General features: G+C 39.9%; 30 protein-coding genes and 3 pseudogenes. 11 read left to right on the top strand and 22 right to left on the bottom strand.

What is annotated here, in order from left to right; genetic code table 11:
* Positions 1 to 4 precede the first annotated feature (4 nt).
* Positions 5 to 229 (top strand): annotated as a pseudogene (locus tag AC0L6R_RS08815) (AAA-type ATPase lid domain-containing protein); the annotation flags it as partial.
* A 187-nt stretch (positions 230 to 416) separates the two neighbouring features.
* Here the strand turns inward: AC0L6R_RS08815 and AC0L6R_RS08810 are convergent.
* The 3 genes from AC0L6R_RS08810 to AC0L6R_RS08800 all read right to left on the bottom strand — a co-directional run bounded on the left by AC0L6R_RS08810 (position 417) and on the right by AC0L6R_RS08800 (position 1,152).
* On the bottom strand, positions 417 to 563 hold the full coding sequence (locus tag AC0L6R_RS08810; protein ID WP_473270856.1) for a hypothetical protein: 147 nt from the start codon (positions 561 to 563) through the stop codon (positions 417 to 419).
* 42 nt (positions 564 to 605) lie between these two features.
* Positions 606 to 917, bottom strand: coding sequence for a hypothetical protein (locus AC0L6R_RS08805; RefSeq protein WP_473270855.1), 312 nt, complete (start codon positions 915 to 917; stop codon positions 606 to 608).
* Positions 918 to 978: 61 nt separating this feature from the next.
* On the bottom strand, positions 979 to 1,152 hold the full coding sequence (locus AC0L6R_RS08800; protein WP_473270854.1) for a hypothetical protein: 174 nt from the start codon (positions 1,150 to 1,152) through the stop codon (positions 979 to 981).
* Between the two features lie 330 nt (positions 1,153 to 1,482).
* Between AC0L6R_RS08800 and AC0L6R_RS08795 the strand changes: the two genes are divergently transcribed.
* A complete protein-coding gene (locus AC0L6R_RS08795; RefSeq protein ID WP_473270853.1) occupies positions 1,483 to 2,154 on the top strand; it encodes a hypothetical protein in 672 nt (223 codons plus the stop codon).
* 47 nt (positions 2,155 to 2,201) lie between these two features.
* On the opposite strand, the pseudogene AC0L6R_RS08790 reads toward AC0L6R_RS08795, so the two are convergent.
* Positions 2,202 to 4,619 (bottom strand): annotated as a pseudogene (locus tag AC0L6R_RS08790) (alpha-ketoacid dehydrogenase subunit alpha/beta).
* A 434-nt stretch (positions 4,620 to 5,053) separates the two neighbouring features.
* Here AC0L6R_RS08790 and ald point away from each other — a divergent pair.
* Positions 5,054 to 6,173 (top strand): annotated as a pseudogene (gene ald / locus AC0L6R_RS08785) (alanine dehydrogenase).
* Between the two features lie 552 nt (positions 6,174 to 6,725).
* On the opposite strand, the gene AC0L6R_RS08780 reads toward ald, so the two are convergent.
* The 3 genes from AC0L6R_RS08780 to AC0L6R_RS08770 all read right to left on the bottom strand — a co-directional run bounded on the left by AC0L6R_RS08780 (position 6,726) and on the right by AC0L6R_RS08770 (position 9,689).
* Positions 6,726 to 7,349 carry a DUF6992 family protein gene (locus AC0L6R_RS08780; RefSeq protein WP_283414889.1) on the bottom strand — a complete coding sequence of 208 codons (624 nt, stop codon included), beginning with the start codon at positions 7,347 to 7,349 and terminating at the stop codon, positions 6,726 to 6,728.
* Between the two features lie 166 nt (positions 7,350 to 7,515).
* Positions 7,516 to 8,142: a LysE family translocator gene (locus AC0L6R_RS08775; RefSeq protein ID WP_473270852.1), complete on the bottom strand. Its 627-nt coding sequence runs from the start codon at positions 8,140 to 8,142 to the stop codon at positions 7,516 to 7,518.
* Entirely contained in the window at positions 8,139 to 9,689 is a 1,551-nt protein-coding gene (locus AC0L6R_RS08770; protein WP_473270851.1) for a GH3 family acyl-acid amido synthetase, read from the bottom strand. The genes AC0L6R_RS08775 and AC0L6R_RS08770 overlap by 4 nt, the downstream gene beginning before the upstream one ends.
* 49 nt (positions 9,690 to 9,738) lie before the next feature.
* On the opposite strand from AC0L6R_RS08770, the gene AC0L6R_RS08765 reads away from it, so the two are divergent.
* The 6 genes from AC0L6R_RS08765 to AC0L6R_RS08740 all read left to right on the top strand — a co-directional run bounded on the left by AC0L6R_RS08765 (position 9,739) and on the right by AC0L6R_RS08740 (position 12,879).
* Entirely contained in the window at positions 9,739 to 10,407 is a 669-nt protein-coding gene (locus AC0L6R_RS08765) for a YggS family pyridoxal phosphate-dependent enzyme (protein WP_473270850.1), read from the top strand.
* A gap of 414 nt (positions 10,408 to 10,821) precedes the next feature.
* Positions 10,822 to 10,968 (top strand): lmo0937 family membrane protein, encoded by a 147-nt coding sequence (locus AC0L6R_RS08760; protein ID WP_283414893.1) that lies wholly within the window; start codon positions 10,822 to 10,824, stop codon positions 10,966 to 10,968.
* Between the two features lie 447 nt (positions 10,969 to 11,415).
* Positions 11,416 to 11,832, top strand: coding sequence for a hypothetical protein (locus tag AC0L6R_RS08755; RefSeq protein ID WP_473270849.1), 417 nt, complete (start codon positions 11,416 to 11,418; stop codon positions 11,830 to 11,832).
* A gap of 71 nt (positions 11,833 to 11,903) precedes the next feature.
* Positions 11,904 to 12,167, top strand: coding sequence for a hypothetical protein (locus AC0L6R_RS08750; RefSeq protein ID WP_473270848.1), 264 nt, complete (start codon positions 11,904 to 11,906; stop codon positions 12,165 to 12,167).
* A gap of 2 nt (positions 12,168 to 12,169) precedes the next feature.
* Positions 12,170 to 12,781, top strand: coding sequence for a LytR/AlgR family response regulator transcription factor (locus AC0L6R_RS08745; RefSeq protein ID WP_473270847.1), 612 nt, complete (start codon positions 12,170 to 12,172; stop codon positions 12,779 to 12,781).
* On the top strand, positions 12,709 to 12,879 hold the full coding sequence (locus tag AC0L6R_RS08740) for a LytTR family transcriptional regulator DNA-binding domain-containing protein (RefSeq protein WP_473270858.1): 171 nt from the start codon (positions 12,709 to 12,711) through the stop codon (positions 12,877 to 12,879). Before AC0L6R_RS08745 ends, AC0L6R_RS08740 begins: the two co-directional genes overlap by 73 nt.
* Before the next feature lie 73 nt (positions 12,880 to 12,952).
* Here AC0L6R_RS08740 and AC0L6R_RS08735 read toward each other — a convergent pair whose 3' ends face one another.
* The 15 genes from AC0L6R_RS08735 to AC0L6R_RS08665 all read right to left on the bottom strand — a co-directional run bounded on the left by AC0L6R_RS08735 (position 12,953) and on the right by AC0L6R_RS08665 (position 22,047).
* On the bottom strand, positions 12,953 to 13,609 hold the full coding sequence (locus AC0L6R_RS08735; protein ID WP_473270846.1) for a response regulator: 657 nt from the start codon (positions 13,607 to 13,609) through the stop codon (positions 12,953 to 12,955).
* Between the two features lie 23 nt (positions 13,610 to 13,632).
* Entirely contained in the window at positions 13,633 to 14,631 is a 999-nt protein-coding gene (locus AC0L6R_RS08730; protein ID WP_473270845.1) for an ATP-binding protein, read from the bottom strand.
* A gap of 17 nt (positions 14,632 to 14,648) precedes the next feature.
* Entirely contained in the window at positions 14,649 to 14,774 is a 126-nt protein-coding gene (locus AC0L6R_RS08725) for a histidine kinase dimerization/phospho-acceptor domain-containing protein (RefSeq protein WP_473270844.1), read from the bottom strand.
* A gap of 32 nt (positions 14,775 to 14,806) precedes the next feature.
* Positions 14,807 to 15,040: a hypothetical protein gene (locus tag AC0L6R_RS08720; RefSeq protein WP_473270843.1), complete on the bottom strand. Its 234-nt coding sequence runs from the start codon at positions 15,038 to 15,040 to the stop codon at positions 14,807 to 14,809.
* Between the two features lie 43 nt (positions 15,041 to 15,083).
* Entirely contained in the window at positions 15,084 to 15,329 is a 246-nt protein-coding gene (locus tag AC0L6R_RS08715; protein WP_473270842.1) for a hypothetical protein, read from the bottom strand.
* A 29-nt stretch (positions 15,330 to 15,358) separates the two neighbouring features.
* Positions 15,359 to 15,526 (bottom strand): hypothetical protein, encoded by a 168-nt coding sequence (locus tag AC0L6R_RS08710; RefSeq protein WP_473270841.1) that lies wholly within the window; start codon positions 15,524 to 15,526, stop codon positions 15,359 to 15,361.
* A 149-nt stretch (positions 15,527 to 15,675) separates the two neighbouring features.
* Positions 15,676 to 16,860 (bottom strand): PAS domain-containing protein, encoded by a 1,185-nt coding sequence (locus AC0L6R_RS08705; RefSeq protein WP_473270840.1) that lies wholly within the window; start codon positions 16,858 to 16,860, stop codon positions 15,676 to 15,678.
* On the bottom strand, positions 16,799 to 17,254 hold the full coding sequence (locus AC0L6R_RS08700; RefSeq protein ID WP_473270839.1) for a hypothetical protein: 456 nt from the start codon (positions 17,252 to 17,254) through the stop codon (positions 16,799 to 16,801). Before AC0L6R_RS08700 ends, AC0L6R_RS08705 begins: the two co-directional genes overlap by 62 nt.
* Before the next feature lie 620 nt (positions 17,255 to 17,874).
* The gene (locus AC0L6R_RS08695; RefSeq protein WP_473270837.1) at positions 17,875 to 18,549 is read right to left on the bottom strand and encodes a 3-deoxy-manno-octulosonate cytidylyltransferase; all 675 of its coding nucleotides are present in this window, start codon (positions 18,547 to 18,549) and stop codon (positions 17,875 to 17,877) included.
* 218 nt (positions 18,550 to 18,767) lie between these two features.
* On the bottom strand, positions 18,768 to 19,025 hold the full coding sequence (locus tag AC0L6R_RS08690) for a hypothetical protein (RefSeq protein ID WP_473270836.1): 258 nt from the start codon (positions 19,023 to 19,025) through the stop codon (positions 18,768 to 18,770).
* A complete protein-coding gene (locus tag AC0L6R_RS08685; RefSeq protein ID WP_473270834.1) occupies positions 19,003 to 19,413 on the bottom strand; it encodes a tyrosine-protein kinase family protein in 411 nt (136 codons plus the stop codon). Before AC0L6R_RS08685 ends, AC0L6R_RS08690 begins: the two co-directional genes overlap by 23 nt.
* A gap of 586 nt (positions 19,414 to 19,999) precedes the next feature.
* Entirely contained in the window at positions 20,000 to 20,215 is a 216-nt protein-coding gene (locus AC0L6R_RS08680; RefSeq protein ID WP_473270833.1) for a hypothetical protein, read from the bottom strand.
* Positions 20,182 to 20,358 (bottom strand): hypothetical protein, encoded by a 177-nt coding sequence (locus AC0L6R_RS08675; RefSeq protein ID WP_473270832.1) that lies wholly within the window; start codon positions 20,356 to 20,358, stop codon positions 20,182 to 20,184. Before AC0L6R_RS08675 ends, AC0L6R_RS08680 begins: the two co-directional genes overlap by 34 nt.
* Before the next feature lie 82 nt (positions 20,359 to 20,440).
* Positions 20,441 to 21,259, bottom strand: a complete 819-nt coding sequence (locus AC0L6R_RS08670) for a hypothetical protein (protein ID WP_473270831.1) — start codon at positions 21,257 to 21,259, stop codon at positions 20,441 to 20,443.
* 5 nt (positions 21,260 to 21,264) lie between these two features.
* Positions 21,265 to 22,047, bottom strand: coding sequence for a polysaccharide biosynthesis/export family protein (locus AC0L6R_RS08665; protein WP_473270830.1), 783 nt, complete (start codon positions 22,045 to 22,047; stop codon positions 21,265 to 21,267).
* Positions 22,048 to 22,686: 639 nt separating this feature from the next.
* On the opposite strand from AC0L6R_RS08665, the gene AC0L6R_RS08660 reads away from it, so the two are divergent.
* Complete coding sequence (locus tag AC0L6R_RS08660; protein ID WP_473270828.1) at positions 22,687 to 23,067, top strand: GNAT family N-acetyltransferase; 381 nt, start codon at positions 22,687 to 22,689, stop codon at positions 23,065 to 23,067.
* A 357-nt stretch (positions 23,068 to 23,424) separates the two neighbouring features.
* Positions 23,425 to 23,625 carry a hypothetical protein gene (locus tag AC0L6R_RS08655; RefSeq protein ID WP_473270826.1) on the top strand — a complete coding sequence of 67 codons (201 nt, stop codon included), beginning with the start codon at positions 23,425 to 23,427 and terminating at the stop codon, positions 23,623 to 23,625.
* Positions 23,626 to 23,777 lie beyond the last annotated feature (152 nt).

Here is a 23,777-nt window from a genome sequence, read left to right as displayed (position 1 = left end):
ATAAGACAGAAAAGAAGATATCCCTTTACTGGTAAATAAGTTTTTGGATGATATCTCTCAGGAAAATGGCGATGCACCAAAAAGTATCAGTAAAGCCGCTCTGGCAAAACTGCAGGAGTATCCATGGACTGGAAATATCCGGGAACTGAGAAATGTAGTAGAGAGGCTGGTAATCCTAGGAGAGCCAGAAATTAGCCTTGAAGACATAAAAAAATACGCTGACTATTAAGTCAGCGTATTTTTTTTTAGCTATTGGCGTCCTGAGTAGTGGTCGCTTTTGCGTAAGCTGGACATGGCTTACTGGAGGCACATGCTCCCAAAGCTAAAATCCCAATTAATAATGCTGCTGTGGCTAATTTTTTCATATGTAAGTTATTATTCTTTTCAAATATGTTCAATTAATATTAAGATAGCAATTACTGAACCAAGAGATTACAGCCTCTGATTTCGCTATTGTCAAATCTCCCCAACACTTCCAGCATCCCATTTTCATCTATTCTCCCCAAATCCTGCGTTTCAATAAATGCACAGGAATGAAAATTTGCCCAAAATCGATTACACATTGATTCCGCCTTGGCTTCTCTGAGTGATAGATAGCGGATCATTCACATCTCTTCAGCGTAACGCCGCATAGAATCAGGTAGCGTATATTTTCCCTGGCCTTTTGAATATGCCTGAGACATCAATTCAGTCATCCCGTATTCAGAATAGATAAATTCCACCCCGAAATATGGTTTCAAAATATCATGAACCTCTTCCCGGATCATCTCCTTTCTCCGTCCCTTCATTCCTCCTGTTTCCATCACAATTAGATTCGAAGGGGCACTGATTCTTTTCCCTGATTCTGCTAAATCCAATAAGGCAAATCTAACTCCTAACAGCAGCACCTTTTTATTATCCTCGGCCAGCGATTCCATTTTTTCGATAAGCTCATCCTGATTATAGAGGTAAAAACCAGAATGCTCAGAATTGCTCAGTTTAATAAAACGATCGAGCCATACTGACTAGACTACTGCCCTTTCTCTCCAAATAAGCAGGCAAAAGCGCGAGGACATGAAAGCCCTTCAGTGATCCAAACTCATTTTCGAAAATACGCTGAGCATGTTCCAAATACCATTGCTCAGACCAAATGAAATGTTTGCTTGTAATCATTCCGGTAGTGCCGCTGCTGGAGAAAAACTCAGAAAAATCGTCTCTCCCGATATTACCTGATGATCCTTGAAAAAGCGGATAGGTAAAAAAGGAATTTGATCCAAGGATTTCACCTTTTCCGTATTTAGATTACGAGCGGCTAGATATTTCCTGTAAATTGGATTTGCCTGTGACTGGAAATGAAAAAGTTCGACTTAAAGATTTTCGAATTCATCCGAACTCAAATTACTTACCCTGTTTGAAAAACTTTTAAAGTCCTGCATCGTTTTATATTTTGCATCAATCAACCAAAGTATTGGTTTAATTCTGTGGTAAATTTACTTTCGCCTTATGCGTTTAAAAAGCTATTTAGGAATATTCTTTTTGTTACTACTCGCAAGTGCCTGTATTAACCCCCCGGATAATTTCCCTTCTGTTCCCAAAATCACCTTTGAATCACTTGAATACGTCCCTACCAACGGTGCTGATTCACTTATAATTGGGATAGATTTTCAGGACGCAGAGGGAGATTTAGGCTTATCATCTACCGATGATGATCCGCCATTTCAAGATGTGGACTTCCAAAGGGATTCAAATGGTGAGTTGATTACTTATAGCAACAGACCTGCAGATGCTCCTTCCTATAACCCTATCGATTGGTTAGTAGATCCTATCGTCAATAATCAAGTGGTTAAAGACACGATTTGGGTAAAGCAGAATCCTAATCAGTATAATATATTTGTCAAGTTCTATATCAAAAGAAACGGGCAATTCACAGAGTTTAGATGGCAGGATCCTCCATACTACACTACTTTTAATGGGCGTTTCCCTAGAATTTTAACTTCAGATGTGGGACAGGCTGTAGAAGGAAATATTAGTTACGGAATGCTATCCTCTGGTTGGGAACCTATCTTCAGAAGGGATACCATTCAAATTGCCGTAGAAATTCAGGACAGAGCACTTAATAGAAGCAATGAGGTTTTTAGCCCTGAAGTAACACTTTCACAAATCACAAGACAATAAAAAAAAGCCCTTCAGAAGGGCTTTTTTTATGATATATAATCAGCTTTTCAGATTGCTGGATATTTCTTAGGATTTACTTCACTCATCATAGCATACACCTTCTCTACTACATCTTCCACGCTAGGCTTGGAGAAATAATCACCATCCGAAGAATAAGCTGGCCTATGGGCTTTAGCAGTGAGAGTTTGAGGTTCGGAATTGTCAGGAATTTAAAAACTTCCTGACCTTCAATTACTTGCTGTAGCATAAAAGCAGAACCGCCTCCTGGCACATCTTCATCAGCAAATATCACTCTGTTAGTTTTTTTGATTGATTCACCGATGATTCCATGCACGTCAAATGGCAAAAGCGTCTGAACATCAAGCACTTCTATCTCAACGCCCATTTCTGCCAAATCATTAGCGGCTTCCATCACTATTCTACACATGGAACCATATGTAACAATAGTTACTTCTGTTCCTTCTCTTAGAACTTCAGGCTTACCTAAAGCTACTGTGTATTCGCCCAAATTAACCGGCATTCTTTCTTTCAGTCGATAACCATTCAAGCATTCTATGACGATTGCAGGTTCATCAGACTTAAGTAATGCATTATACATGCCGGCAGCTTGAGTCATATCTCTAGGAACACAAACAACCATTCCACGCAAGGAGGAAAGTATCATTCCCATAGGTGAGCCTGAATGCCAGACACCTTCTAATCTATGTCCACGCGTACGCACGATCATTGGAACTTTCTGCCCTCCTTTAGTACGGTAGTTTAAACAGGCAACATCGTCCGAAAGCATTTGAAGTCCATAGAGTAGGTAATCCAAGTATTGGATTTCCGCTAATGGTCTCAAACCGCGCAATGCTGTCCCTATCCCCTGCCCTATAATCGTACATTCCCGGATTCCTGTATCGGCAACACGTAGCTCCCCATGCTTTGCTTGTAAGCCTGCAAAGGCTTGGTTAACATCTCCTATCTTACCCACATCCTCACCGAAGGTAAAGAAACGCGGATCTTTTTCGAGGGTAAGGTCAAAATAAGACTGTAGTACTTCTCTCCCATCTACGAATGAAGACGTATCATTGAATTGGGCAGGTACTTCCTCCACATTCAATACACTCCATTTTGATTGGCTATACAGATGTGAATTGTATCTATCGAAATTTAAATCTGCCTGTTTTGAAAACCAGTTTTTCAAATCAGCTTTAACAGCCGGGCTATCCAATCTCAGGGTCAAAAGTGCCTTACGGACTGCCATTACTACATCCTTTCTTATTGGATTAATAGTCTTGGATAGTTCCTCAGCGATTTGATTGATTATAACTTTTCTCGTGCTATGCTGTGCTGCCTCCCTTAAAAGCGTGACAACTTCATTTAATTCCTTTTTGATTTCACTGGAAAAATTAGACCAAGCAGCCTCTTTTTCCTGCTTCACCTGAGCTTTGGCCCCAGCCTCTATTTTGTCTAGAGTATCTGCATTGGCAATTTGATTGCTTAGGATATATTCTCTGAATTTGGAAATACAATCCCAGTCTTTCTCCCACTGAAGACGCTTTTTGTCTTTGTATCGCTCATGAGATCCCGAAGTAGAATGGCCTTGCGGCTGGGTCATTTCAAGCACATGTATCAATACTGGCACATGAGAGGTTCTAGCCAGCTCTCCTGCTTCCACATAAGCATTCAGTAATGCCTCGTAATCCCAGCCATTCACTCTGATGATTTCAATTCCTTTTTCAGAATCCGTTCTTCCAAAACCTTCCAAAACCTCCGAAATACTTCCTTTGGTTGTATGAAACTCATTTGGCACAGATATTCCATAGCCATCATCCCAAATGGATATTACCATTGGTACCTGCATTACCCCTGCAGCATTGATAGTTTCGAAAAACATTCCTTCCGATGTGGATGCATTTCCTATGGTCCCCCAGGGCAACTTCATTACCGTTTACCGAGAACTTAGTCATATCCTTCAGCCCTTTATTTTCTCTGTAAAGCTTGGAAGCATATGCTAGGCCAAGAAGCTTAGGCATTTGAGCAGCTGTGGGTGAAATATCAGCAGCAGAATTATACATTTTGGTCAGATCCTTCCAAGTTCCATCCTCATTAATGGATCTTGTAGCGAAGTGCCCATTCATCAGGCGCCCTGCACTGGCAGGCTCTTCCTCTACATTGGTATGGGCGTATAACTGAGAAAAATATTGTTGAACTGTCAATTCACCGATAGCCAGCATAAAAGTCTGGTCTCTGTAGTACCCTGAGCGAAAATCTCCAATCTGAAAGGCTCTGGCCATAGCGATCTGCGCTAGTTCCTTACCATCTCCAAAAATTCCAAACTTCGCTTTTCCCATAAAAACCTCTTTCCTACCTACCAACGAAGCATGCCTACTGATCATGGCAATTCGAAAATCTTCAAGTATAGCTTCTTTGGAAAGATTCGGAGAATTCAGGTTTTTTGGAACTGATTGAACTTCTGACATAGAGGTTAATTTACTAAAGTTATTTGGGTTTTACTTAGCTGATTTTTTGAATCATTCAAAAATAGCCAAATCCCCCTTCTATGCAAATTTCAACAATATAAATTTTCAATCAAAAATTTTGACCGAGGTCATTAATAAGATTCAAAACAGAATTTAATTTTGAAAAACAAATATTCTCCATTAATAGTAGCAGGGAATTCAAAAACCCTGTAGACTATAAACCAAGCATTTAGCTAAAAAACCACTTCAAAATTTTAAATGCTTAATTTTCCTTTTTTAAAATTTGCTAAATGTTTTTGGGTATTATCGGAATATAATTTCGAAATCAATTTATTTTCGAAAGCATACCAAATACTATTCTTTACTGTGTAAATCGGTAGCTTTTCACTTACTATATTTGTGGGCAAGTTTATTTAAATCCAAAATTTGAAGTCATGATTATAGGTGTTCCTAAGGAAATCAAAAACAACGAAAACCGGGTAGCTCTTGACTCCTGCCGGTGCACAAGAATTGGTAAAAAGAGGTCATTCTGTTTACGTTCAGCACACCGCTGGTGAAGGAAGTGGCTTCCCAGATGAGATGTATGTAGAAGCTGGTGCTACTATTCTTCCTACTATTGAAGCGACATACGAGATCGCTGAGATGATTATGAAGGTAAAAGAGCCAATAGAAGCTGAATACCCACTGATCAAAGAAGATCAATTGTTGTTTACTTATTTTCACTTTGCTTCCTATGAGCCATTGACTAAGGCGATGGTAGCTAGTAAGTCTGTTTGTCTTGCCTACGAAACTGTAGAAAAGCCGGATAAAAGCCTTCCACTTTTGGTTCCTATGTCTGAGGTAGCCGGTAGAATGGCCGTTCAAAAAGGAGCGAATTATTTGGAGAAGCCTCTTGGTGGAAGAGGAATTCTTCTAGGTGGAGTACCGGGTGTACTTCCTGCTAAAGTATTGATCCTTGGCGGTGGTATTGTAGGTACACAAGCTGCATGGATGGCAGCGGGACTTGGTGCAGATGTTACGATTATGGACCTTAACTTGCAGCGTTTGCGCTACTTAGCTGATGTAATGCCTGCCAACGTGAATACCATGATGTCTAATGAATTCAACATTAGAAAATTGATCCAGAATCATGACTTGATTATTGGTGCTGTATTGATTCCAGGTGCAAAAGCTCCTCACTTGATCACCCGTGATATGTTGAAGGACATGCTTCCTGGCACTGTGTTAGTGGATGTGGCAGTAGATCAAGGAGGATGTATCGAGACTTGTAAGCCGACTACGCACCAGGACCCAACTTTCGTGATCGACGATGTGGTTCACTATTGCGTGGCAAACATGCCAGGTGCTGTACCATACACTTCTACTTTGGCATTGACAAATGCAACTCTTCCTTACGCTATGCAATTGGCTGATAAGGGCTGGAAAAAAGCTGCTCAGGATAATCCTGATTTGGTTCCAGGTTTGAATATTATCAATGGTGATATTGTATATCAGGCAGTAGCAGAAGCGTTTGACATGGATTACACTCCAGTGATAAAGTATTTGGCTGACTGATAAGAGCTGATTTTAATATATATGAATCCCTTTGGTGAAAGCTGGAGGGATTTTTTTGTAAAAATTTAACCACTGAGGTCGCAGAGGTTTCGCAGAGAGCGCAGTTAAAAGGTGTACGAGCTTTTCAGAAGAAGTGGCAGTAATATCAAAGACCAAGGTGCCTTAAGGAATGAACCTTTTTTACCACAAAGTGCGCAGAGAAAAACGCCTTTTGCCGCAAAGCGCGCAGAGGAAAACGCGGAGGTCGCTGCTCAGACTTGGTATCAATTCTTGGCTATTAAACTATAGAATTCCTCGCCCCTGTTAGGAAAAATTATGGGTAGTTCTTTGATGTGAGTTATGGAATAACTACCGATCGTGCCGTTGGCACTCAAAACTGTAATTAAACCTTAAATCTACCCAGAATTCCATTCTGGGCTCTTACAAGTCTTGCCGTTGGCAAGAGACTTACAGAAGAATCGACCAGCTTTAAGGAAAATTCAAACGGATCGTGACGTAGGCACTCAAAGACTTACCCATCATTAATTCAACCCAGAATTTTATTCTTGGCTATTAGTGATCAGATCCTAATGGGATGCGGATATTGAAACCAGTTGGGCCTAAACTGATCTGATTTACAATTTGAGGAAGTTCTTTGGCGTGGGTGTGATGGAATGTGTACATAACAGCATCGAAAGTCAATAGGAATGCTCCCTGTAAAATGATAGACTTTCCAAAACCAACAAATTTATCCTTATCGATCCGAAGTCCACGTTCTTTCAGATACAAACCTCCGGCAATATAGGCGATATCTAGAGCTGCATTAAAAAGTAATATTTTCTCCATATTCTGCTGAGCATCCATGGTTGACCAGAAGTCAGTGCCTGCATTTTCCTTGGTTGCCTGCCAATAACCAAATCCCGCAATCACCAAATTAACTGTGTTCCAATACAAATTCATCTGATGAAAGGCTTTCGTCTGCCCAGTGGTTTGACCCGCTGCTATTCCACCCCAAATCATATTTCCAACAGCCCATCCACCCAAAATCATCATTCCTTTTTCATTGTACGAAATCCTGGTTTGGTTGAATTCCTGAAGTTCTGGAATAGTTTGAGCAAAAGTCTCCATAGGTATAAAGACGGCAGTCAGCAGTACCAATAAAAGTATAAGAGAATAGGACGATGATTTATTGAACATAGAGGAGGGTTTGAGAGGGAGGAGTGATGACCGATGACCGATGTCGGGTGTCAGATGTCCGATGACCAATGTCCGATGTCCGATGTTAGATGACTGATGACTGATGACTGATGTCTGGTGTCTGACCGACAACCGACAACTTCAACGCTTTTGTTCTTATAATTGTTTAAACATTCCCTATTGCAAACCAGATCAATCGAATCCCAAAACCTATCATGGCAACCCCAACGGCTTTATTAAGCCAGAACATAAATTTTGGCGTTACGAAATGAGCTAATTTCTTTGCTATGTATGCTTTGATGAGATCAATGGCAAAGACGGTAAGAAGAATTCCCAAGTAATAAGACCAAATAGCTGTTTTGTCAAAATCGGATTTTAAGTGAACCAAACTGGCGATGGAAATCCAGAAAAGAAGTACAAATGGATTGATGCCATTGATACTAAAACCCTTTAGAAATGCACTTCGCTTTTTGGCTCTACGAACTTCTTCAACTTTAGCATCAGGCTTCGTCGCTTGTCTTTTCACCAAATAGCTTATGCCAAAACCTATCAAAATTGCTCCACCCACATAGCCTAGGATGGATTCGAAATAAGTGGCTTCTGCTAAGAATTTTACGCCGAAAAAAGTAAGAAGCACATAAAGTGCATCGCTGGTTTGAATTCCTAATGCTACCATAGCAGCATAGCGAAAACCCTTTTCCAGGCTACTTTGAATTAAGGTGAAAAACACGGGGCCTATCATTGCAGAAAGCAACAGCCCCATACTTATTCCTTCAAGCAGCGCTTGACTCATAGCTTGATATCTCTACTAGATAGAAATGCCTGCCAATTTGCGGCTTTCTCTCCCTTGAGCACCCTTGGGAATTTGTAAGATCCCCCCTCCTTTCCTTGCTCCTTTAGCCACTCATAAAATACAGCGGATGGTATAACCGAAACTATCACCTCTCTCAACGCATGATTTCTTTCCACTGCATAATCATCGTTGAGCACTTTTAGATACCTATCTATGGTGTCACTTAGGACTTGGGAGTCCATAGCAGCATCCAGTCCTATAAACCAATGGTGGGCAAACAAAGTACCATGTGGAACTCCAATCACAGTGAATTCACGGATATTCAAATCATGCTCCTCAGCAGTGAGTTCTATGGCTTTATTCATATTATCAACCGAAAGGTGCTCTCCGCATAGACTTAAGAAATGCTTGGTACGACCAGAAATAATTATCTCTGATTCCTCTTTGGACACAAAGCGCACCACATCGCCAATCAGGTAACGCCAAGCTCCAGCACAGGTGCTAATCAGAAGCGCATAATCTTTCCCCTCCTCTACCTCATCAATTTTTAAAGTTTTAGCATCTGCCTTGATATTTCCTTCCTCATCAAAATTATCCTCAGTAAAAGGCACAAACTCATGGAAAATACCATTATTCAGAACCAAGCGCATGGATTTGCGATGTGGCAAGGCCTGAAAAGCCAAAAAACCTTCAGAGGCCAAGTAGGTTTCCAAGTAGAGCAACGGCCTGCCCAAGAGCTTCTCAAATCCCTTTTTATAAGGTTCGAAGGAAACGCCCCCATGGACGAAAATCTGCAGGTTTGGCCAGATTTCATGAATGTTCTTTACCTTATATCGTTCAATTATTTTTTCAATCAGGATTTGAAGCCAGGCTGGTACCCCAACGATAATTCCTATGTCCCAGGACTTCGCTTTTTCTACAATTTGATCAAGCTTATCTCCCCAGTTTTTGCTCCTTGAGATCTTTTTCCCAGGCTTGTAAAAACGCTGAAACCAAATCGGCAACCTTCCTGTGGTGATACCACTTAAATCGCCTGAGAAATACGTACCGTTAAACTCTAAGTCCGTACTTCCGCCCAACATCAAAATACCTTTTGTCAGCAAAGAAGCTGGCAAGTCATACTTGGAGAGTGAAAGAATTTGGCGCACTCCAGTTCTACGAATGGCTTTCACCATATCTCTGGTGATGGGAATGAATTTGGAGGTGGCGCCGGATGTACCACTGCTCAAAGCGAAATGCCTAACCGGACCCGGCCAAGTAACATTGGGTTTACCTTCTAGGAGTTTGTACCACCATTCCTCGTGTATGCGGTTATAATCATAAATAGGAAGCTGAGCTTTATACATCTCATAAAAATCACCTTCTCCCTTTCGGAAGCTCTTTAGAATTTTAGCAAAATCATACTTCCTTCCTATCTCCGTATCTGCTGCCTGAATCAGTAATTTCTTCAATTCCTGACGCTGTAGTTCCAAAGGATGAGAGTATTCTTGCTCTAGACTCTCCCTCAGACGGATGCCTTTTTTTAGTAAAGTACTAATGATCGCCATATCTTTGTTTTAGGCCTTCTTTAAAAATAGTAAAGCATAAAAATAGAAAATGGACATCAAAGCCAACCTCGAAAAAGTAAAAAAAACATTCATAAATCAGGATTGTCTCCTGGTTGCCGTGAGTAAGACCAAACCCTTGGAAGACCTAAAAGTGGCTTACTCGGCTGGAATCAGGGACTTTGGAGAAAATAAAGTGCAGGAGCTTCAGGCAAAACAACCTGAAATGCCTCAGGACGTCAAGTGGCACATGATTGGTCATCTACAAAGTAACAAGGTCAAGTATATCGCTCCTTTCATTCACCTGATTCATGGCGTGGATTCCTTCAAACTGCTCAAAGAAATCAATAAGCAGGGAAAAAAGATTGATAGGGTAATAAATGTGCTTCTTCAAATGCACATTGCAGAGGAGGAAAGCAAGTTCGGTTTTGACACCAAAGAATTAAATGAAATGCTTTCAGATCCTGATTTTTCAAACCTTAGTCATGTGTCTATTCAAGGTCTGATGGGAATGGCTACCTTCACAGAAAATCAAGATCAGGTCAGAAAGGAGTTTCGGGGGCTCAAATCACTTTTTGACGAATTAAAAGGAAGACAACTTCCTGCCTTGGTACAACTGGTAGAACTGTCAATGGGAATGAGTGGTGATTACCTGATTGCTCAGGAAGAAGGAAGTACCATGGTGAGGATAGGCTCTGCGATTTTTGGGGGAAGAGGGTAAGAAGGAAAAATTTTGATCTGGAGATTTGGGACTATTTATTATGGTAATATGAAATTCTGCCGGAGGCCTAATTGAATCTCCAGGCACCTCACATACTTCGAGAGCTTTCAGTAAGCAAACTCGGTATCCGAGGATATTTCTCCCAGCTTCCCAGCACACTATATCTTCAAAATTAAGCCTGTGGAGGATAAACGGGGAAATTTGCAGCGCTTGCAGAGAAGTGTCATTCTATTGTTTTTCCTCCTTAAAATTATTCCCACTATGGGATTTATAATTCCCAGAAAAATCATAAAACCGTATAAAAGTAACAGAAAAACGCCCTAATTCGCTGAATTAGGGCGTTTTTCTGTTAATGGCATTAGGATTGAATTTATAGGTAAGCAAAAGTTCAATCATAAATTAAACAAACATATCATGAGTTCTATATTATATATCATTGCAGTAATTCTATTAATCGGCTGGATAATTGGCGTATTTATTTACAGCGTAACTGGATTGATACATATTCTTTTAGTACTAGCACTAGTAGCTGTCATTTTTAAATTAATTGGAGGGAGGTAGTGAGCTAACCTTTGTATCACAGCCCCAACTATTGTCTTTACTCTGTACTACATTTCGAAGAACATAGGATGAAATTTCATCCTAGTGTCTAAAAGAGAAATCACTGCATTTCATTTAAATAGGCGCAAGGCAGACTAAAACATAGATTTATTGGGCTGAACACATTTCCATTCACCGACAAATCTGTGCAATTCGACTATAGATTATTCCAACTGAGCCATAATCCCATTTTTTAGTTTTTTCAATTTATGACATTTGTTAACATAAAGCGGAAAAAGCGCGGCACAAGCCGTGAGGTCTTTTACCAAATCAATTTTGTTAACATCATAAATTAAGAGAATCAATAGAAGGCAGTAGTTGGAGTAGAAAAAGAGCGCAGAATAAGTTGTCGATCACCCCCACCCCTCGGCTTGCCCCGAATAAATCCCAACGCGAAAAGTCAATACAATGGTAAATCTCACTGATCTAATAATCACCCACTATGGGACCAATCAACCGGATCAAATAGTAGATAGCTATGAAATGATTAAAGCAATACTTGTGGATTTTGAGGGGCAGGCCAATTTTACTTTCAAACTCGATAATACACTCCCCTTAATAAACGGGGACCCAGAGCAACTAACACTACTATTTAAAGACTTCATTAGTAAAGGATTCGAATTATTCAAAGGCTTAACCGAAGAAATTAATATCAGCCACATCAAAGATTCCAAATCCTGGATTTTTACAGTTTGCGCTGTAGCTGTTCCTAATGAAGACCTGATAAAGAGCAAGTTTAACTTTCTAGACCTAGTCAATGAATTCACCTTGGCGATTTCAAAGAAGACTCCTTCCAGAAAAGTAGATGTTATTTTAAGCTTTTGAATTAAAACACGATGGAAACCCCCTCCTTAACGTATCTGAAGGATTTGTCAAAAGGCAACAAAAATTTCGAAATGAAAATTTTCAAAATATTGCTTGATGAACTTCCTGCTGAATTTGAAACTTACCAACATGCCATCAAAACCCAAAATTACTATTGGGCTGCTGATATAGTACATAAAATCAAACACAAAGTGGCTTTCTTTCAAATGAAAGAGGCTTTATCCATCACTGAGAAGCATGAAACAGCTTTAATGGCAGGAAATACAAATTATCAACTAGAATTTCAGGAAGTTTTAAGTAATATTCTTACATTTCTTCCCGAACAATATGAGTAGTTATGAACTGCATAATCATTGACGACGAAAGTGTGTCAAGAGAAATACTAACTTTTTTATGTGAAAAAGAGCCTGATTTAGAGGTGGTAGGAAGTTTTTCAAATGCCTTGGATGCATTTAGATTCCTCAACAAGGAACAGGTAGACCTGATATTTCTGGATATCCATATGCCGGGATTCAGTGGCTTTGATTTTATCCAAACTTTAAAAAAGCCAACGCATATCATCCTGACTACTTCAGACCAAAGTATTGCCATACATGCTTTTGATTATGATACTATCATTGATTTCTTAACGAAGCCTATAGATCCCAACCGATTAAAGAAAGCAATCGGGAAAGCCTTCAAGATCCACAAACAGGAGGATACAACTGTTTCTGAATTAAAATCAGATAAAGGTGATAAGAGTCAATTTTACATCAATATTGACAAGAGACTGATAAAACTCAATGCAAATGAGGTAAATCTGATTGAAGCACAGGGAGATTATGCCCTTATCAAATTGGATAACCAGGAGTATGAGTTCATAGTACACTCACAAAGATTTTCGAAAAATTATCTCCTGATTCATTTTTTCAAGTTCATAGATCCTACATTATCAACCTCCATAAAATAATTGATATACAGGACAATACCGTGCTGATTCAGAAATCAGTAATCCCTATCAGCAGATCCAGAAGAGCTGAATTAATGAGCAGACTTAATCTGATTTAAATTCATCAGGATTGCCATTTAATTTCCTAATTCCTGCTTTTGCAATTCCACCTGACTTAGTACCAATTCAATTTCATTTCGCAACAGATCTAACTTCTCCAGCGAGAAAGCTCTTTTCAAATACAGAAGCTTTTTCAAACCCCGTAGCCATTTTTGCGAGAATAGGCATCCCGGAAGATACAGCAGTACCATATAGTTTATGACCTGCCTCATTCAACCCATGCAAATCCTCCTCCTCTATTCTCTTACTTAAATCTTGGAGTGATCCTACTAATTCTGCTTTAACCGTATCCAAAATCCTAGCTAAGACCTGTTTGTTATTGCCAGTATAATTTATCAGCGTGTTTTTAGAGTAATGGTCTTCTGAAACAGCTTGGGATTCAGCTGTAGTTTCGACTACAAGCCACTTTTTAAAAACCTCCCGCAGGGTAGCTTCTACCACTGGTTTAACTACAAAATCGTCCATACCCGCTTCCATACATTTCTCACGTTCTCCTTTTACATTTCCAGCTGTAAGCGCAACAATGGGTACTTGCACCTGCCTGTCTTTAGTAATTGCCCGGATATTCCTAGTGGCTTCATACCCATTCATTTCAGGCATTTGCAAATCCATTAGAATCAGATCAGGCGTTTCCATTTTACAATATTCCAAGGCCTCCAACCCATTAGTTGCTTTGATCAAAATGGCGTTGGGAAAGGTGCGCTCAATAATAGTTTCTGCAAGCAGCATATTCACCGTATTGTCTTCAGCAATTAAAATTTTGTATTGGTATCTTCCTGCAGCTCTATACTTTCCTTTTTTGCACTGTTTGTATTTTCCTCATGGGTATGTAGGCGGGAAAGGGTATAATAAAAATCCTGAAGTTTGATGGGCTTCACCAAGCGGTGCTTCACGCCAAGCTCCTTACACACCTTCAGTATTTTTTGATCGTCAGAAGAGCTTTGAAGCAAAATCACAGGCATTTCACTTAAATCAGCTATGAAGCTCTCTTTGATTTTCTTTATAGTCTCCAGACCATCCATAAACGGCATATGGTAATCCATTAGGATCACATCAAAATGTTCTCCTGTGGCTAAAATCTGAAGTGCTTCCAGACCATTCTTAGCTTCGGTGGATTGTATATTCTTCAGTAATAGCATCTGGCTAACTATCAGCCTGTTGTTATCATTGTCATCCACTACCAAGACTTTCTTGATGTCTTCAATTTCAAACCATTCTATAGGTTCTCCCATTTCAGTCTCCAAGAGCACCTCAAAAAAGAAGGTACTTCCCTGGCCAATAGTTGAAACCACTTGCAAGGTGCTATCCATCAACCCAAGGAGACGATTGGAAATAGTTAAACCCAAGCCTGTACCACCATATTTCTTGGTAGTAGAACTGTCTTCCTCGGAGAAAGCTTCGAAAATCTTTTTCTGTTTCTCCGGATGAATTCCGATGCCAGTGTCTCTAACTGAAAATCTCAATTTAGAATACTGTCCCTTAGATCCTAGGTTTTCCACCTTCAATTCTATTTCTCCTTTTTCAGTGAATTTTGAGGCATTGCCCAATAGATTGACCAAAACTTGCTTCAGTCTATCCGAATCAGTATAGATAAATCTAGGAAGATCACTTTCGATATTGAGAAGCATTTCAAGGCCCTTATTCTGGATCTGATAGGCAATAATATCCGTAGCCTGAGCACACATTTCGTAGAGATCAGCCTTTTCAATATCCAGTTCAAGTTTACCAGCTTCTATTTTAGAAAAATCCAAAATATCATTGATAATACTCAGTAAGGCATTCCCGGATTGATTTCAACCATAGACAAGTATTGATGCTGTGTCTCATTTAATTTAGTTTTGAGCAACAAGTCAGTAAATCCTATTACTCCATTCAGGGGAGTTCTTGATTTCATGGCTCATATTAGCCAAAAATTCAGATTTTGTTTTACTTGCTTCCTATTCCCGCTTGGCCTCTGGCCAATTTTAATTCCTCCCGCTGACTAATGAGTGAGGTGATGTTTTGTGGGAAAATCATCATTCCTCCAATTTCCCCATCGTGGAGATACCAAGGGCGCATCTCCCATGTCACATGTTGCGGCTTATCAAATCCTCGAAGCGTATATACCTCTTCTTCTCTCTTTTCTATAGCTCCATTTGATACCCGCTTATGTCTTTCCACCGCTGAAGGTGTAATGCTTTCAGTAAATACATCGTAGTGCGATTCACCGATCTAAGGCTCTACCGCTCAATTTATACTCATCTATCCATCGATTAGAGACGGCTAGGTAGCGCATTTCTTTATCGAGCATGGCTACGGACTCTGCTGGAGTATGTTCTACAAAGGCAGAAAGTCTGCTCTTTTCATTGATGAGGTCAAGCTCTACTTTTCTATTCTCCGTAATATCAATGGCTACACCTAAGTATCCAATGCTTGTAAAATCAGGAACTTTGATTGGAGTAATAATCAAAGAAACCAAACGCTTGTCTCCATCTTTTCTCAGGTATGTCCAGATTCTTTGCTCAGAACCATCTCGTTCAGGACGAGTAATCTGAACACCTCAAATCCTGAAACTTTTCTTCCTAATTCCTCCGAAAGTTCTGACCCAAGCTCTTCTATTTCTTCTTCTAAATCAGAATTCAATGCCGGGGTTTGCTTACCAACCATTTCTTCAGAGGAGTAGCCAAGGCAATTCTTTCAGCTCCCCTGATTAAAGACAGCTCATCACTCCGTTCAGATCTGTGGCAATAAAGCTTACTTCGGAAGAAGCATTAAATACATCATCCAGTGTTTTTTTGGCCCTTGCCACTTCCAACTCAATCTTCTTTCTTTAGATCCATATCCTGAAATGTCCCAAACAACCGAGTACAAACCCCATCAGTAAACTCCGGGTGCCCAATAGTCCACACCCATAATACATTCTCCTTTTGGGTGACTAGTTCCAATTCTAAGTCCCAGGGCTCACCAGTAGCTATAGCATTCTCCACAGCTTCTGTAATTCTATTTCTACTTTCCCCTTTTTTATAAAAATTGATTCCGGTTTCTATGTTCGGTTCAAAATCATCTTCAGCTTCATGAATTAATCTGGTGACGGGTGTCCAAAGCACATTTTTACTGATAAGGTCAATACTCCAGCCTCCTACTCTCGCTACCTTACCCGTTTCCTCCAGCAATTGCTTTGTCTTATTCAGGTCTTCCTGAAGCTCTGAGCGAGAAGTAATATCAATGGCATTACCGATTATATAGGTGGAATCATCCACCTTACTTTTCTCCAGTACATTATTAAATAGCCAAATGCGCTGAGATCCATTTTTGTGCTTGGTAATCATCTGCCCATTGGCTCTGCCCTTCGTTAAAATTACTTTTAGGTAATTCTCCAGTTCATCATGCTTGTCGGTGGGCATGATATCATAAAGGCTCATAGCTTTTATTTCATTCACCGTATACCCTAAAATATTCGCCCCTGAATCATTGACAGTCAAAAAGTTACCTTTTACATCATGTGTACACATGAGTCCTTGTGAGTTTTCAAAAAATGACCTTAGCTTCTCTTCACTTTCTACAAGTTCCAATTCCTTCTTTCTTTCCTTCGAAATATCTCTTCCAATAGCGAAAATACTTCCTGTTTCAGGTTCAGGAGAAGCCATCCATTGAAGCACCTTGTAAGACCCATCAATGGTTCTGAATCTATCTATAAAGTTTACGGTGGGAATCCCAGAGGATAGTTTCTGTACTTCCAAAGCTGTTTTGTCCACATCATCCGGATGAATCAATTCGAAGAAGGATTTATTCAACAAAGTGTGCTCATCCCAACCTAGAATCTGATGAAAGGAGGGGCTTACCTTTTTGAAAAAACCATCTGTACCAGCTACACAAACTGGATCTGAGGAGAATTGAAATAGTTTTTCATAATGGTAAAGCTCTATGTTAATTTTCCTGTCACGGAGCATACTCATCAGCCCTCCTGCAAGAAATCTTAAATCCTGTGATCTGCTCCTCATTTAGAGTTTTGGATTCCAGGTCCAGCACTGCCAATGCTCCCAAGAGGTTACCATGAATATCCTTAATCGGAAGCGCTGAGAAAAAATTAACTCCTTTTTCCCTTAAGGGATTATCGAAATCCTGCTTCTCTTCTGACAATAAAATAATCTCGGATTGCTGAAGTGCTAAAAAAGTAGTGTCTAGATCTGAAGCTATCAAATCCTGGATCTTTCCCTGTTGGGATTTAATCCAAACCTTATCAGTTCCAAAAAAGTAGATTAATCCCGTAGAGGATGCCGAAATCATCATGGATAGCTTGGCGATTCCGTCTAACTCCAAATCCTTATCGGCATTTAGGATTTGTAGTCCTTCTAGAGATTTCAATCTAGAACTGTCTCCATATGAGTAATTCATATTTTGCATTGATCAAAGTAATCTTGGTAATTGAAACTGAGTAAAATATAGCGAAAAGACAATTTAAAGTTCGTTCTATCCTGAATTTAATGGAAAGGTAAGTTGGCCGCTAAACTAATATCTACAGAAGAAAGTATAGCTTCTTTTTATTATTAGATAATTTTTCTTGAGTAAGAATTAACATCTCCTACTCCTTCCTCCATTTTATATAGGTTTTATCTTTGTCACTTTTTGGCGGACAAAAAGTAACCAAAAAGCCCTGAGCCTCGGTCATTTCTTTCCGCTGATACCGTTTTTTATTCATTTTAAGCAGCAACACAGCGGAATTTTGTAATGGATTTCATACCTAAAAATTAATATGATTTTAGAACGTGGTAGGGATTGTGGGGTTTGGAGGTTTGGAATTTGGGACTGTTGAAAAACGAATGAATAAGGGGTCTTTCTATGAGAGAAAAATCTTAGTTGGCCTACTCAAAAGAGCGCTCTCTATGCGCTCCATGTGAAATAATTCAACTATGGCCCGCATGTAGAAATGACAGAAAACTTAGCTCTAAATAGCCTTGTACATTAATTCCTCAGCCCCATAAGACTTCTGGCCCTTTCCAGATCTTCCAAGGTATCTATAGCCACCGCATGATGAACAGTAGAAACCATCCTAATCTTAAAGCCATTTTCCAGCAAGCGTAATTGCTCAAGCATTTCAACCTTCTCCAGGTACTTTTCTCCAATGAAGTATAATGAATCAAGGCTTCCCTTCTATAGGCGTAAATTCCAATATGCTTCCAATACTGAAGATCTCTGATTTTATCCCTATTGTATGGAATAGGTGATCTTGAAAAATACAGGGCATCCCCTTTAAGGTCAGTAATAACCTTTACAAAATTTGGGTTTTGGGCTTCATCCTCCGAGATCAGGGTTTTCAGGGAAGCTATTTCTACCGCTTTATCCTCAAAGACAGCCACCAAATCCTCCAAAGACTTCTTGTCTTGAAAGGGTTCGTCTCCTTGCACATTCACAATGATCCCGGCTTCCACTTTTTCCAGAGCCTCCGCTATTCTATCGGAGCCACTTTCGTGAGCTGTCTCACTATAAAACACATTTCCTCCTACTGCCTCAATCTGCTTTTTAATCTCCATATGATCGGTGACCACCCAAACCTCATCGAATACATGGGTATCGATAGTACTCAAATAGGTTCGTTGGATAACAGACTTCCCACCAAGATCTTGTACAAGTTTGGCAGGCAAGCGCGTGGAAGCATATCTAGCGGGAATTAGAGCGGCAATTTTAGGCATGGGGTTAAAGTGAAATTAAGGATTTGAAATTTGAGGTATTAAGAATTTCCGGAAGCATGAAAAGATGGATGATTCTTCACCTTTTTGGTGGGAATATCGGTGTCCGAAGAACAAAGAAGGTGTGACTCACACTTTGCAAATATTCATACTTATTCCCGCTTTCTACACAATATCAGGATAGCATTCTTATTTAGGAATTGTCAGTCTAGACCAAACAATTACTTTACTTTGAATAGTTTGATTAGTTTTTGAATTACTCCAGCCTGGCTTTTCTTGATTTTCTTCTTCTTTGTCTCCAGATCATCTCCATAGTAGTTATACATATACTTGTTGTTCTGAGAATACAAGTAGGTATTTCCATACCCATAATTGTACCCTTCGTAATGGTATCCGGAATTGATGATACCATTGAAGACTCCGTAAACATTTTTCACCTGCTTATTATTGAATAAGTCATTGATCATTACCAGGTGCATCCTTCACAGTATAATTCTGCCTAACCACATATAGATTAATATCAAATAATCGCATTAAATCTATGGTCTCTGATACTAGTCCCATAGGAGGAGTATCAAAAATCACCACATCAAATTGCGATTCCAAGTAATTTAGGAATTCAATTAGCCTTGGCGTTTGCAATAATTCTGCAGGATTTGGAGGAATTACTCCGGATGGTACAAACCATAGGTTTTCATGATCTGTAGGCATTACTATTTCTTCCGCCTCCACTTTACCAATTAAGTAGGTAGAAAGTCCTATGCGATCAGATTCTCCAAAATAGGAAGCCAATTTAGGTCTTCTCAAATCCCCTCCTACCGCTACGGTGTTTTTTGAGCCCAAAGCCATAGCTGAGGCAAGATTCAAAGAGGTGACGGTTTTTCCTTCTCCAGAAACAGATGATGTTTGTTACCAGAATTTTCTTGGTATTTTTTTCCACTAGCAAGGTAAGTAATTGCCGAGCGCAGGGATCTGAAAGATTCTGCTACCGCTGATTTAGGAAAATCCAGCACAACCTATATTCTGTAACCCTCAAGCTAAAGCCTACTATCCCGAGTTGAGCAATCATAAAATGCTTTTTCAGGTCTCTTTGATCTCTTGATGCGTATCCACCAGAAATATCCCTTACCACTGTAAAACCGAAAATGGTGAAAGAAATCCCAACACTGATGGCGAATCCATAATTCTGTTGCTTCTTTGGAACGATGTAGCGTCCCTCTTCTGGGCAGCATCCAGAATAGCATTATCAGAGACATTGGAAGCCATGGCGATACCGGCTTCAGCACGTTTCTCGAAGCAAGTAAGTATATAAGGATTCTCTCAGTTTAAATTCTCTGAAAATCCCTGCATACTCCAGATTCCGACTCAGGTAAGGTGGAAAACTCGGGCATCTATAAACCCGGATATCCCGTAGGATGCTACTCTTCTTTTTGCTTGGTATTTTCTATTAGGTTTACTGACGCTTCTCAAACAGAGCATCCTGGGTTTTATCCATCTGCACATCGATTTTCAGTACTTCAGGATGATTCTCATTGACTGTAGCAAGCAATTTTCTACGTTCTTGAGATAGGGTCACCAAGGTTTGAATCAGGCCATTCAATAAAGGATCTGGAATCCCAATGACTGAGGGAGCAATTACATCAGAAAAATCCTTGCTTTTTTGTTCCATGTAGGCCCGAATCTGCTCGAAATATTCTCCAGCTGATAATCTATCTCAGCATTCATCTCATCCAGGGTATTCATTTTCCCTAGGATATTGGAAAATTCGGCTGACACATCCAGCAACTTGTTTTCCACTTTAAAATCCTGCAATTCCCGTTCTTTTTGCTGGAGGGAATCCTCCAGAAAAATCCCCAACTGCTCTTCAATAAACGCAAGTGTGTTTTCCTGAATTTTATTCTTTTCGCTCTAGATTGCGTACGCTAATGTAAGATTGCATAAGGGAGTTAATATAATCCCTGCCTTTTTCCACCACCTCGGAAGTGGTGCTGAGGCGAAGGACGGAACTGTATTCATTCTGCAGTGAAACTTGAGTAGATCTAGCGTAAGAGTCTTCCAAGGAGGATGGATCTCTAAGTTTAAAGACCAATTGCTCATTAGTTCTGCCGGGATTTACCAGGTGAACGGTAAACTTTGATTTGGCAGTAACTATCTCTTCGCCAAAAGAATAGGTTTTATTGTAAATAGATTCGTCACCTGCAGCCATGGCTGAATTGAAATCCAGCAAACTGGACTCCTCCTGGGCTAACCTGAAGGTTTCTCCAGATAGTATTTCGAGCTGAATAGGTACATCAGATAACTGAAAGTGATCCCAGTCGACCTCAATTCTAATCGGAGATCTGTCATACAATTCTATTGCCTTGATATTAGTCTTGGCATAATACTCCACATCAAAATGAAGCTTTTTCAAGGCCTCACGAGCTAGGCCCTTTGACTTAAGTCGGAGAATGTCATTTTCCAGATTAAGACCGGTGGAAAAAATGTTTGATCTATCGAGGATTCTAGCTTCGGGAGAGGTATTTGTCTTAATCATCATCGTTCCTGACACCTCATATTCATCTACCGTGTAGCGGTGAAAAAGAAAGGTGACAATCAGAAATAGTATGATAAAAAGGGCGTACCAAGGCCAATAGCGAATGTACTTAGCGACCACATACCTGATCTCCAGAGCCTTCTCCTCGTTGTCTAACTGGCTTAAGTCTAACTTCTCCATAGCTACTAGTTACCGGTTACCAAATTTATAATCAGAAGAGTGGATGCAAGCAATCCGGCAAACAGGGCCAAGGATGCTGTAAGGTTATCTGCGTTTCCAAACTGTCTGATATTCATCGGCTCCATATACAAGATATCATTAGGTTGGATGAAATAAAAGGGGCTGGCCAAAATAGCTCTGTCATTCAAATTAATTTGATGGATTTTAGTACCTCCATCGTATTGACGGATAATAAAAAGCTTGTTTTTCTTGCCCAAGATGGTGGTCTCACCTGAATTTGCCAAGGCATCGAAAATAGTTGCTCTATTCTTATATATCACATTGACTCCTACGGAATTAAACTCCCCTAGAGTGGTATATCTTATTCCCGCTATTCCCAGTTTGACGAAGATTTCTTCCTTGAAAAATTTATTGATTTCAAGCTGCACCTTATCCTTTGCTTCTTCTTCTGTAAGTCCCGAGATTTTAATTTTTCCAAGCTTTGGAACTTGTACAAAACCTAGCTGATCAATAGAATATCCGCGGAAATATAGGGGATCCGAACCTCCTCCTCCGCCACCAGCTCCGCCTCCCATTCCCCCCATGTTTTGGGAATTTTGAAAGGAGAACGCTTCTATCAGTTCTGCATCAGAAGTTGCAAAATCAATGGAGACTATATCAAAGGGTTGCAATATGTACTGATAGTCAACTTCAGCAAAAGGAATAAATTCATTTAACTCAATCGGGGTATTGTCAGGGAGGTTTTGCAGATAGGTAATTCGCTTATTACTGATACAACTTGTTAGCAAAAATCACAATGCTGACGACAAAAAGGATTTTCTTCATTCTAGAAGCATAAATTTAGCTCGGATCAAATATATAAAAATACTTGGGGAGAAGGTGTATGGGGCTTAGTTGTTTGTAGATGATCGATGACCGATGTGGGAATTTAAAATGTAAGAATTATGAATTTAAAATTGGATGAACGATGTGGGATGACCGATGTGCGATGTCCGATGTGCGATGTCCGATGTCCGATGTCCGATGTCCGATGTAGGAATTTAAAATGTAAGAATTATGAATTTAAAATTGGATGAACGATGTGCGATGGCCGATGTGGGATGTGCGATGTTGGGTGTGGGAGGTCGGAGAAGGGTGAAAATAACCTAATGGGTCCAAAGGGGTCAAACCTATGTGGTAAATAGGAAAGACTGAGGTATACTACTCTCCTGTCCGGAATTACCTATGTACTAAGAAAGTAAATGCAGGAGGATGTAAACGGGAATTCATTTAGACGATTAACCTTTTAGAATATTTAATCGCAGTAACATTCTGCGGCAAATACCCTTTAGTACTAGCGCAAGTGAAATCACACAAATGATCTTTCAGCTATAAATCCATTCAAAGCTCTCGTAAACCCAAATAAAAAATCTTCCTATCTTCAACCCATGCAGATCAGAAAGGCTATTTCCAGTGATTTACCAGCAATTATTAAGCTATTAAGAGCCTCTTTGGGGGAAAGTATGATTCCCAAATCTGAGGAACTTTGGCACTGGAAGCATGTGGCTAATCCTTTCGGTACATCACCTTTACTTCTTGCCGAGGATAACGGGATGATCTGTGGGGTACGTGTCTTTCTAAGATGGGAGTTTCTACAAGGTGAAGAAATCATCAAAGCCTGCCGGGCTGTAGACACCGCTATTCATCCAGACTATCAAGGCAAAGGAATTTTCAAGAACCTTACACTTTCACTGATAGAAGAACTCAAAAGTGAGGGAGTGGATTTGATTTATAATACACCCAATACTCAAAGTATGCAGGTTACCTGAAGATGGGCTGGGAAAAATGGGGGAAGTTACCCCTGAAAATCCACTTTAACTTAGGTGTAGGCAAAAGTAAAAATCAGTCTCAGACAAGTGACTGGAGCAGTATTAGTGACTTTATTAAGAAAATAGAGCACACTTCTTTTAGTACCAATCTGATTCAGAACTAATCTAGTCACCGGCTATATTCATTGGCGCTATATTACTTGCCCTCTTTTTCCTTATCATTTCATCAGCGATAGCGAGAGCTACCTACTAATCTATAGGATTAAGGAAGGGAAAATTGGCAGAGAGCTTAGAATTGTAGATTTCTTCCAGCTTTCAGATTTTGGTCAGAATGAAAAGAAACAGCTGAACACTCGATTGAAAACAATTGAAAAAAATGAGAAAGTCAGGTTCACTTCCTATTCTGGTTTACAGTTTGGAAAAGAGTTGCCTATAGAAATGGGTTTAATGCCTGTGATGTCTATAGGTCCAGAAGTAACACTTAGGAAAGTAGGACTTTCTGAGGATTTATTGCAGCGGCCTTGGGGTTGGAGTTTGGGGGATTTGGAGGTTTTTTGAAAATCTGAAAATTGATTGATGCCGGGTGCCCGGTGTCTGGTGAGGAGGAATTGAGAATTGAGAATTTAAAATTTAGAATTTAAAATGGGTGGAAGTTCCGCCACGGCGGACAGGTGGTGGTTGTTAATTGTTGGTTGTTGGTTGTTGGTTGT

It is taken from the genome of Algoriphagus sp. 10J20-15 (assembly GCF_055809615.1).
This window is presented reverse-complemented; position numbering and strand designations above follow the sequence as displayed.

Excerpts from the sequence above, each read along its gene's own strand:
- AC0L6R_RS08765 (WP_473270850.1), top strand. The coding sequence starts at position 9,739 with ATGGACATCAAAGCCAACCTCGAAAAAGTAAAAAAAACATTCATAAAT.
- AC0L6R_RS08800 (WP_473270854.1), bottom strand. The coding sequence starts at position 1,152 with ATGATTACAAGCAAACATTTCATTTGGTCTGAGCAATGGTATTTGGAA.
- AC0L6R_RS08755 (WP_473270849.1), top strand. The coding sequence starts at position 11,416 with ATGGTAAATCTCACTGATCTAATAATCACCCACTATGGGACCAATCAA.
- AC0L6R_RS08700 (WP_473270839.1), bottom strand. The coding sequence starts at position 17,254 with ATGAATTACTCATATGGAGACAGTTCTAGATTGAAATCTCTAGAAGGA.
- AC0L6R_RS08780 (WP_283414889.1), bottom strand. The coding sequence starts at position 7,349 with ATGTTCAATAAATCATCGTCCTATTCTCTTATACTTTTATTGGTACTG.
- AC0L6R_RS08735 (WP_473270846.1), bottom strand. The coding sequence starts at position 13,609 with ATGCTGCTTGCAGAAACTATTATTGAGCGCACCTTTCCCAACGCCATT.
- AC0L6R_RS08660 (WP_473270828.1), top strand. The coding sequence starts at position 22,687 with ATGCAGATCAGAAAGGCTATTTCCAGTGATTTACCAGCAATTATTAAG.
- AC0L6R_RS08680 (WP_473270833.1), bottom strand. The coding sequence starts at position 20,215 with ATGGAACAAAAAAGCAAGGATTTTTCTGATGTAATTGCTCCCTCAGTC.
- AC0L6R_RS08775 (WP_473270852.1), bottom strand. The coding sequence starts at position 8,142 with ATGAGTCAAGCGCTGCTTGAAGGAATAAGTATGGGGCTGTTGCTTTCT.
- AC0L6R_RS08690 (WP_473270836.1), bottom strand. The coding sequence starts at position 19,025 with ATGCACCTGGTAATGATCAATGACTTATTCAATAATAAGCAGGTGAAA.
- AC0L6R_RS08670 (WP_473270831.1), bottom strand. The coding sequence starts at position 21,259 with ATGGAGAAGTTAGACTTAAGCCAGTTAGACAACGAGGAGAAGGCTCTG.
- AC0L6R_RS08810 (WP_473270856.1), bottom strand. The coding sequence starts at position 563 with ATGTGTAATCGATTTTGGGCAAATTTTCATTCCTGTGCATTTATTGAA.
- AC0L6R_RS08705 (WP_473270840.1), bottom strand. The coding sequence starts at position 16,860 with ATGAGGAGCAGATCACAGGATTTAAGATTTCTTGCAGGAGGGCTGATG.
- AC0L6R_RS08795 (WP_473270853.1), top strand. The coding sequence starts at position 1,483 with ATGCGTTTAAAAAGCTATTTAGGAATATTCTTTTTGTTACTACTCGCA.
- AC0L6R_RS08750 (WP_473270848.1), top strand. The coding sequence starts at position 11,904 with ATGAAAATTTTCAAAATATTGCTTGATGAACTTCCTGCTGAATTTGAA.
- AC0L6R_RS08725 (WP_473270844.1), bottom strand. The coding sequence starts at position 14,774 with ATGAAATCAAGAACTCCCCTGAATGGAGTAATAGGATTTACTGACTTG.
- AC0L6R_RS08745 (WP_473270847.1), top strand. The coding sequence starts at position 12,170 with ATGAACTGCATAATCATTGACGACGAAAGTGTGTCAAGAGAAATACTA.
- AC0L6R_RS08695 (WP_473270837.1), bottom strand. The coding sequence starts at position 18,549 with ATGCCTAAAATTGCCGCTCTAATTCCCGCTAGATATGCTTCCACGCGC.
- AC0L6R_RS08770 (WP_473270851.1), bottom strand. The coding sequence starts at position 9,689 with ATGGCGATCATTAGTACTTTACTAAAAAAAGGCATCCGTCTGAGGGAG.
- AC0L6R_RS08760 (WP_283414893.1), top strand. The coding sequence starts at position 10,822 with ATGAGTTCTATATTATATATCATTGCAGTAATTCTATTAATCGGCTGG.
- AC0L6R_RS08710 (WP_473270841.1), bottom strand. The coding sequence starts at position 15,526 with ATGGTTGGTAAGCAAACCCCGGCATTGAATTCTGATTTAGAAGAAGAA.
- AC0L6R_RS08805 (WP_473270855.1), bottom strand. The coding sequence starts at position 917 with ATGGAATCGCTGGCCGAGGATAATAAAAAGGTGCTGCTGTTAGGAGTT.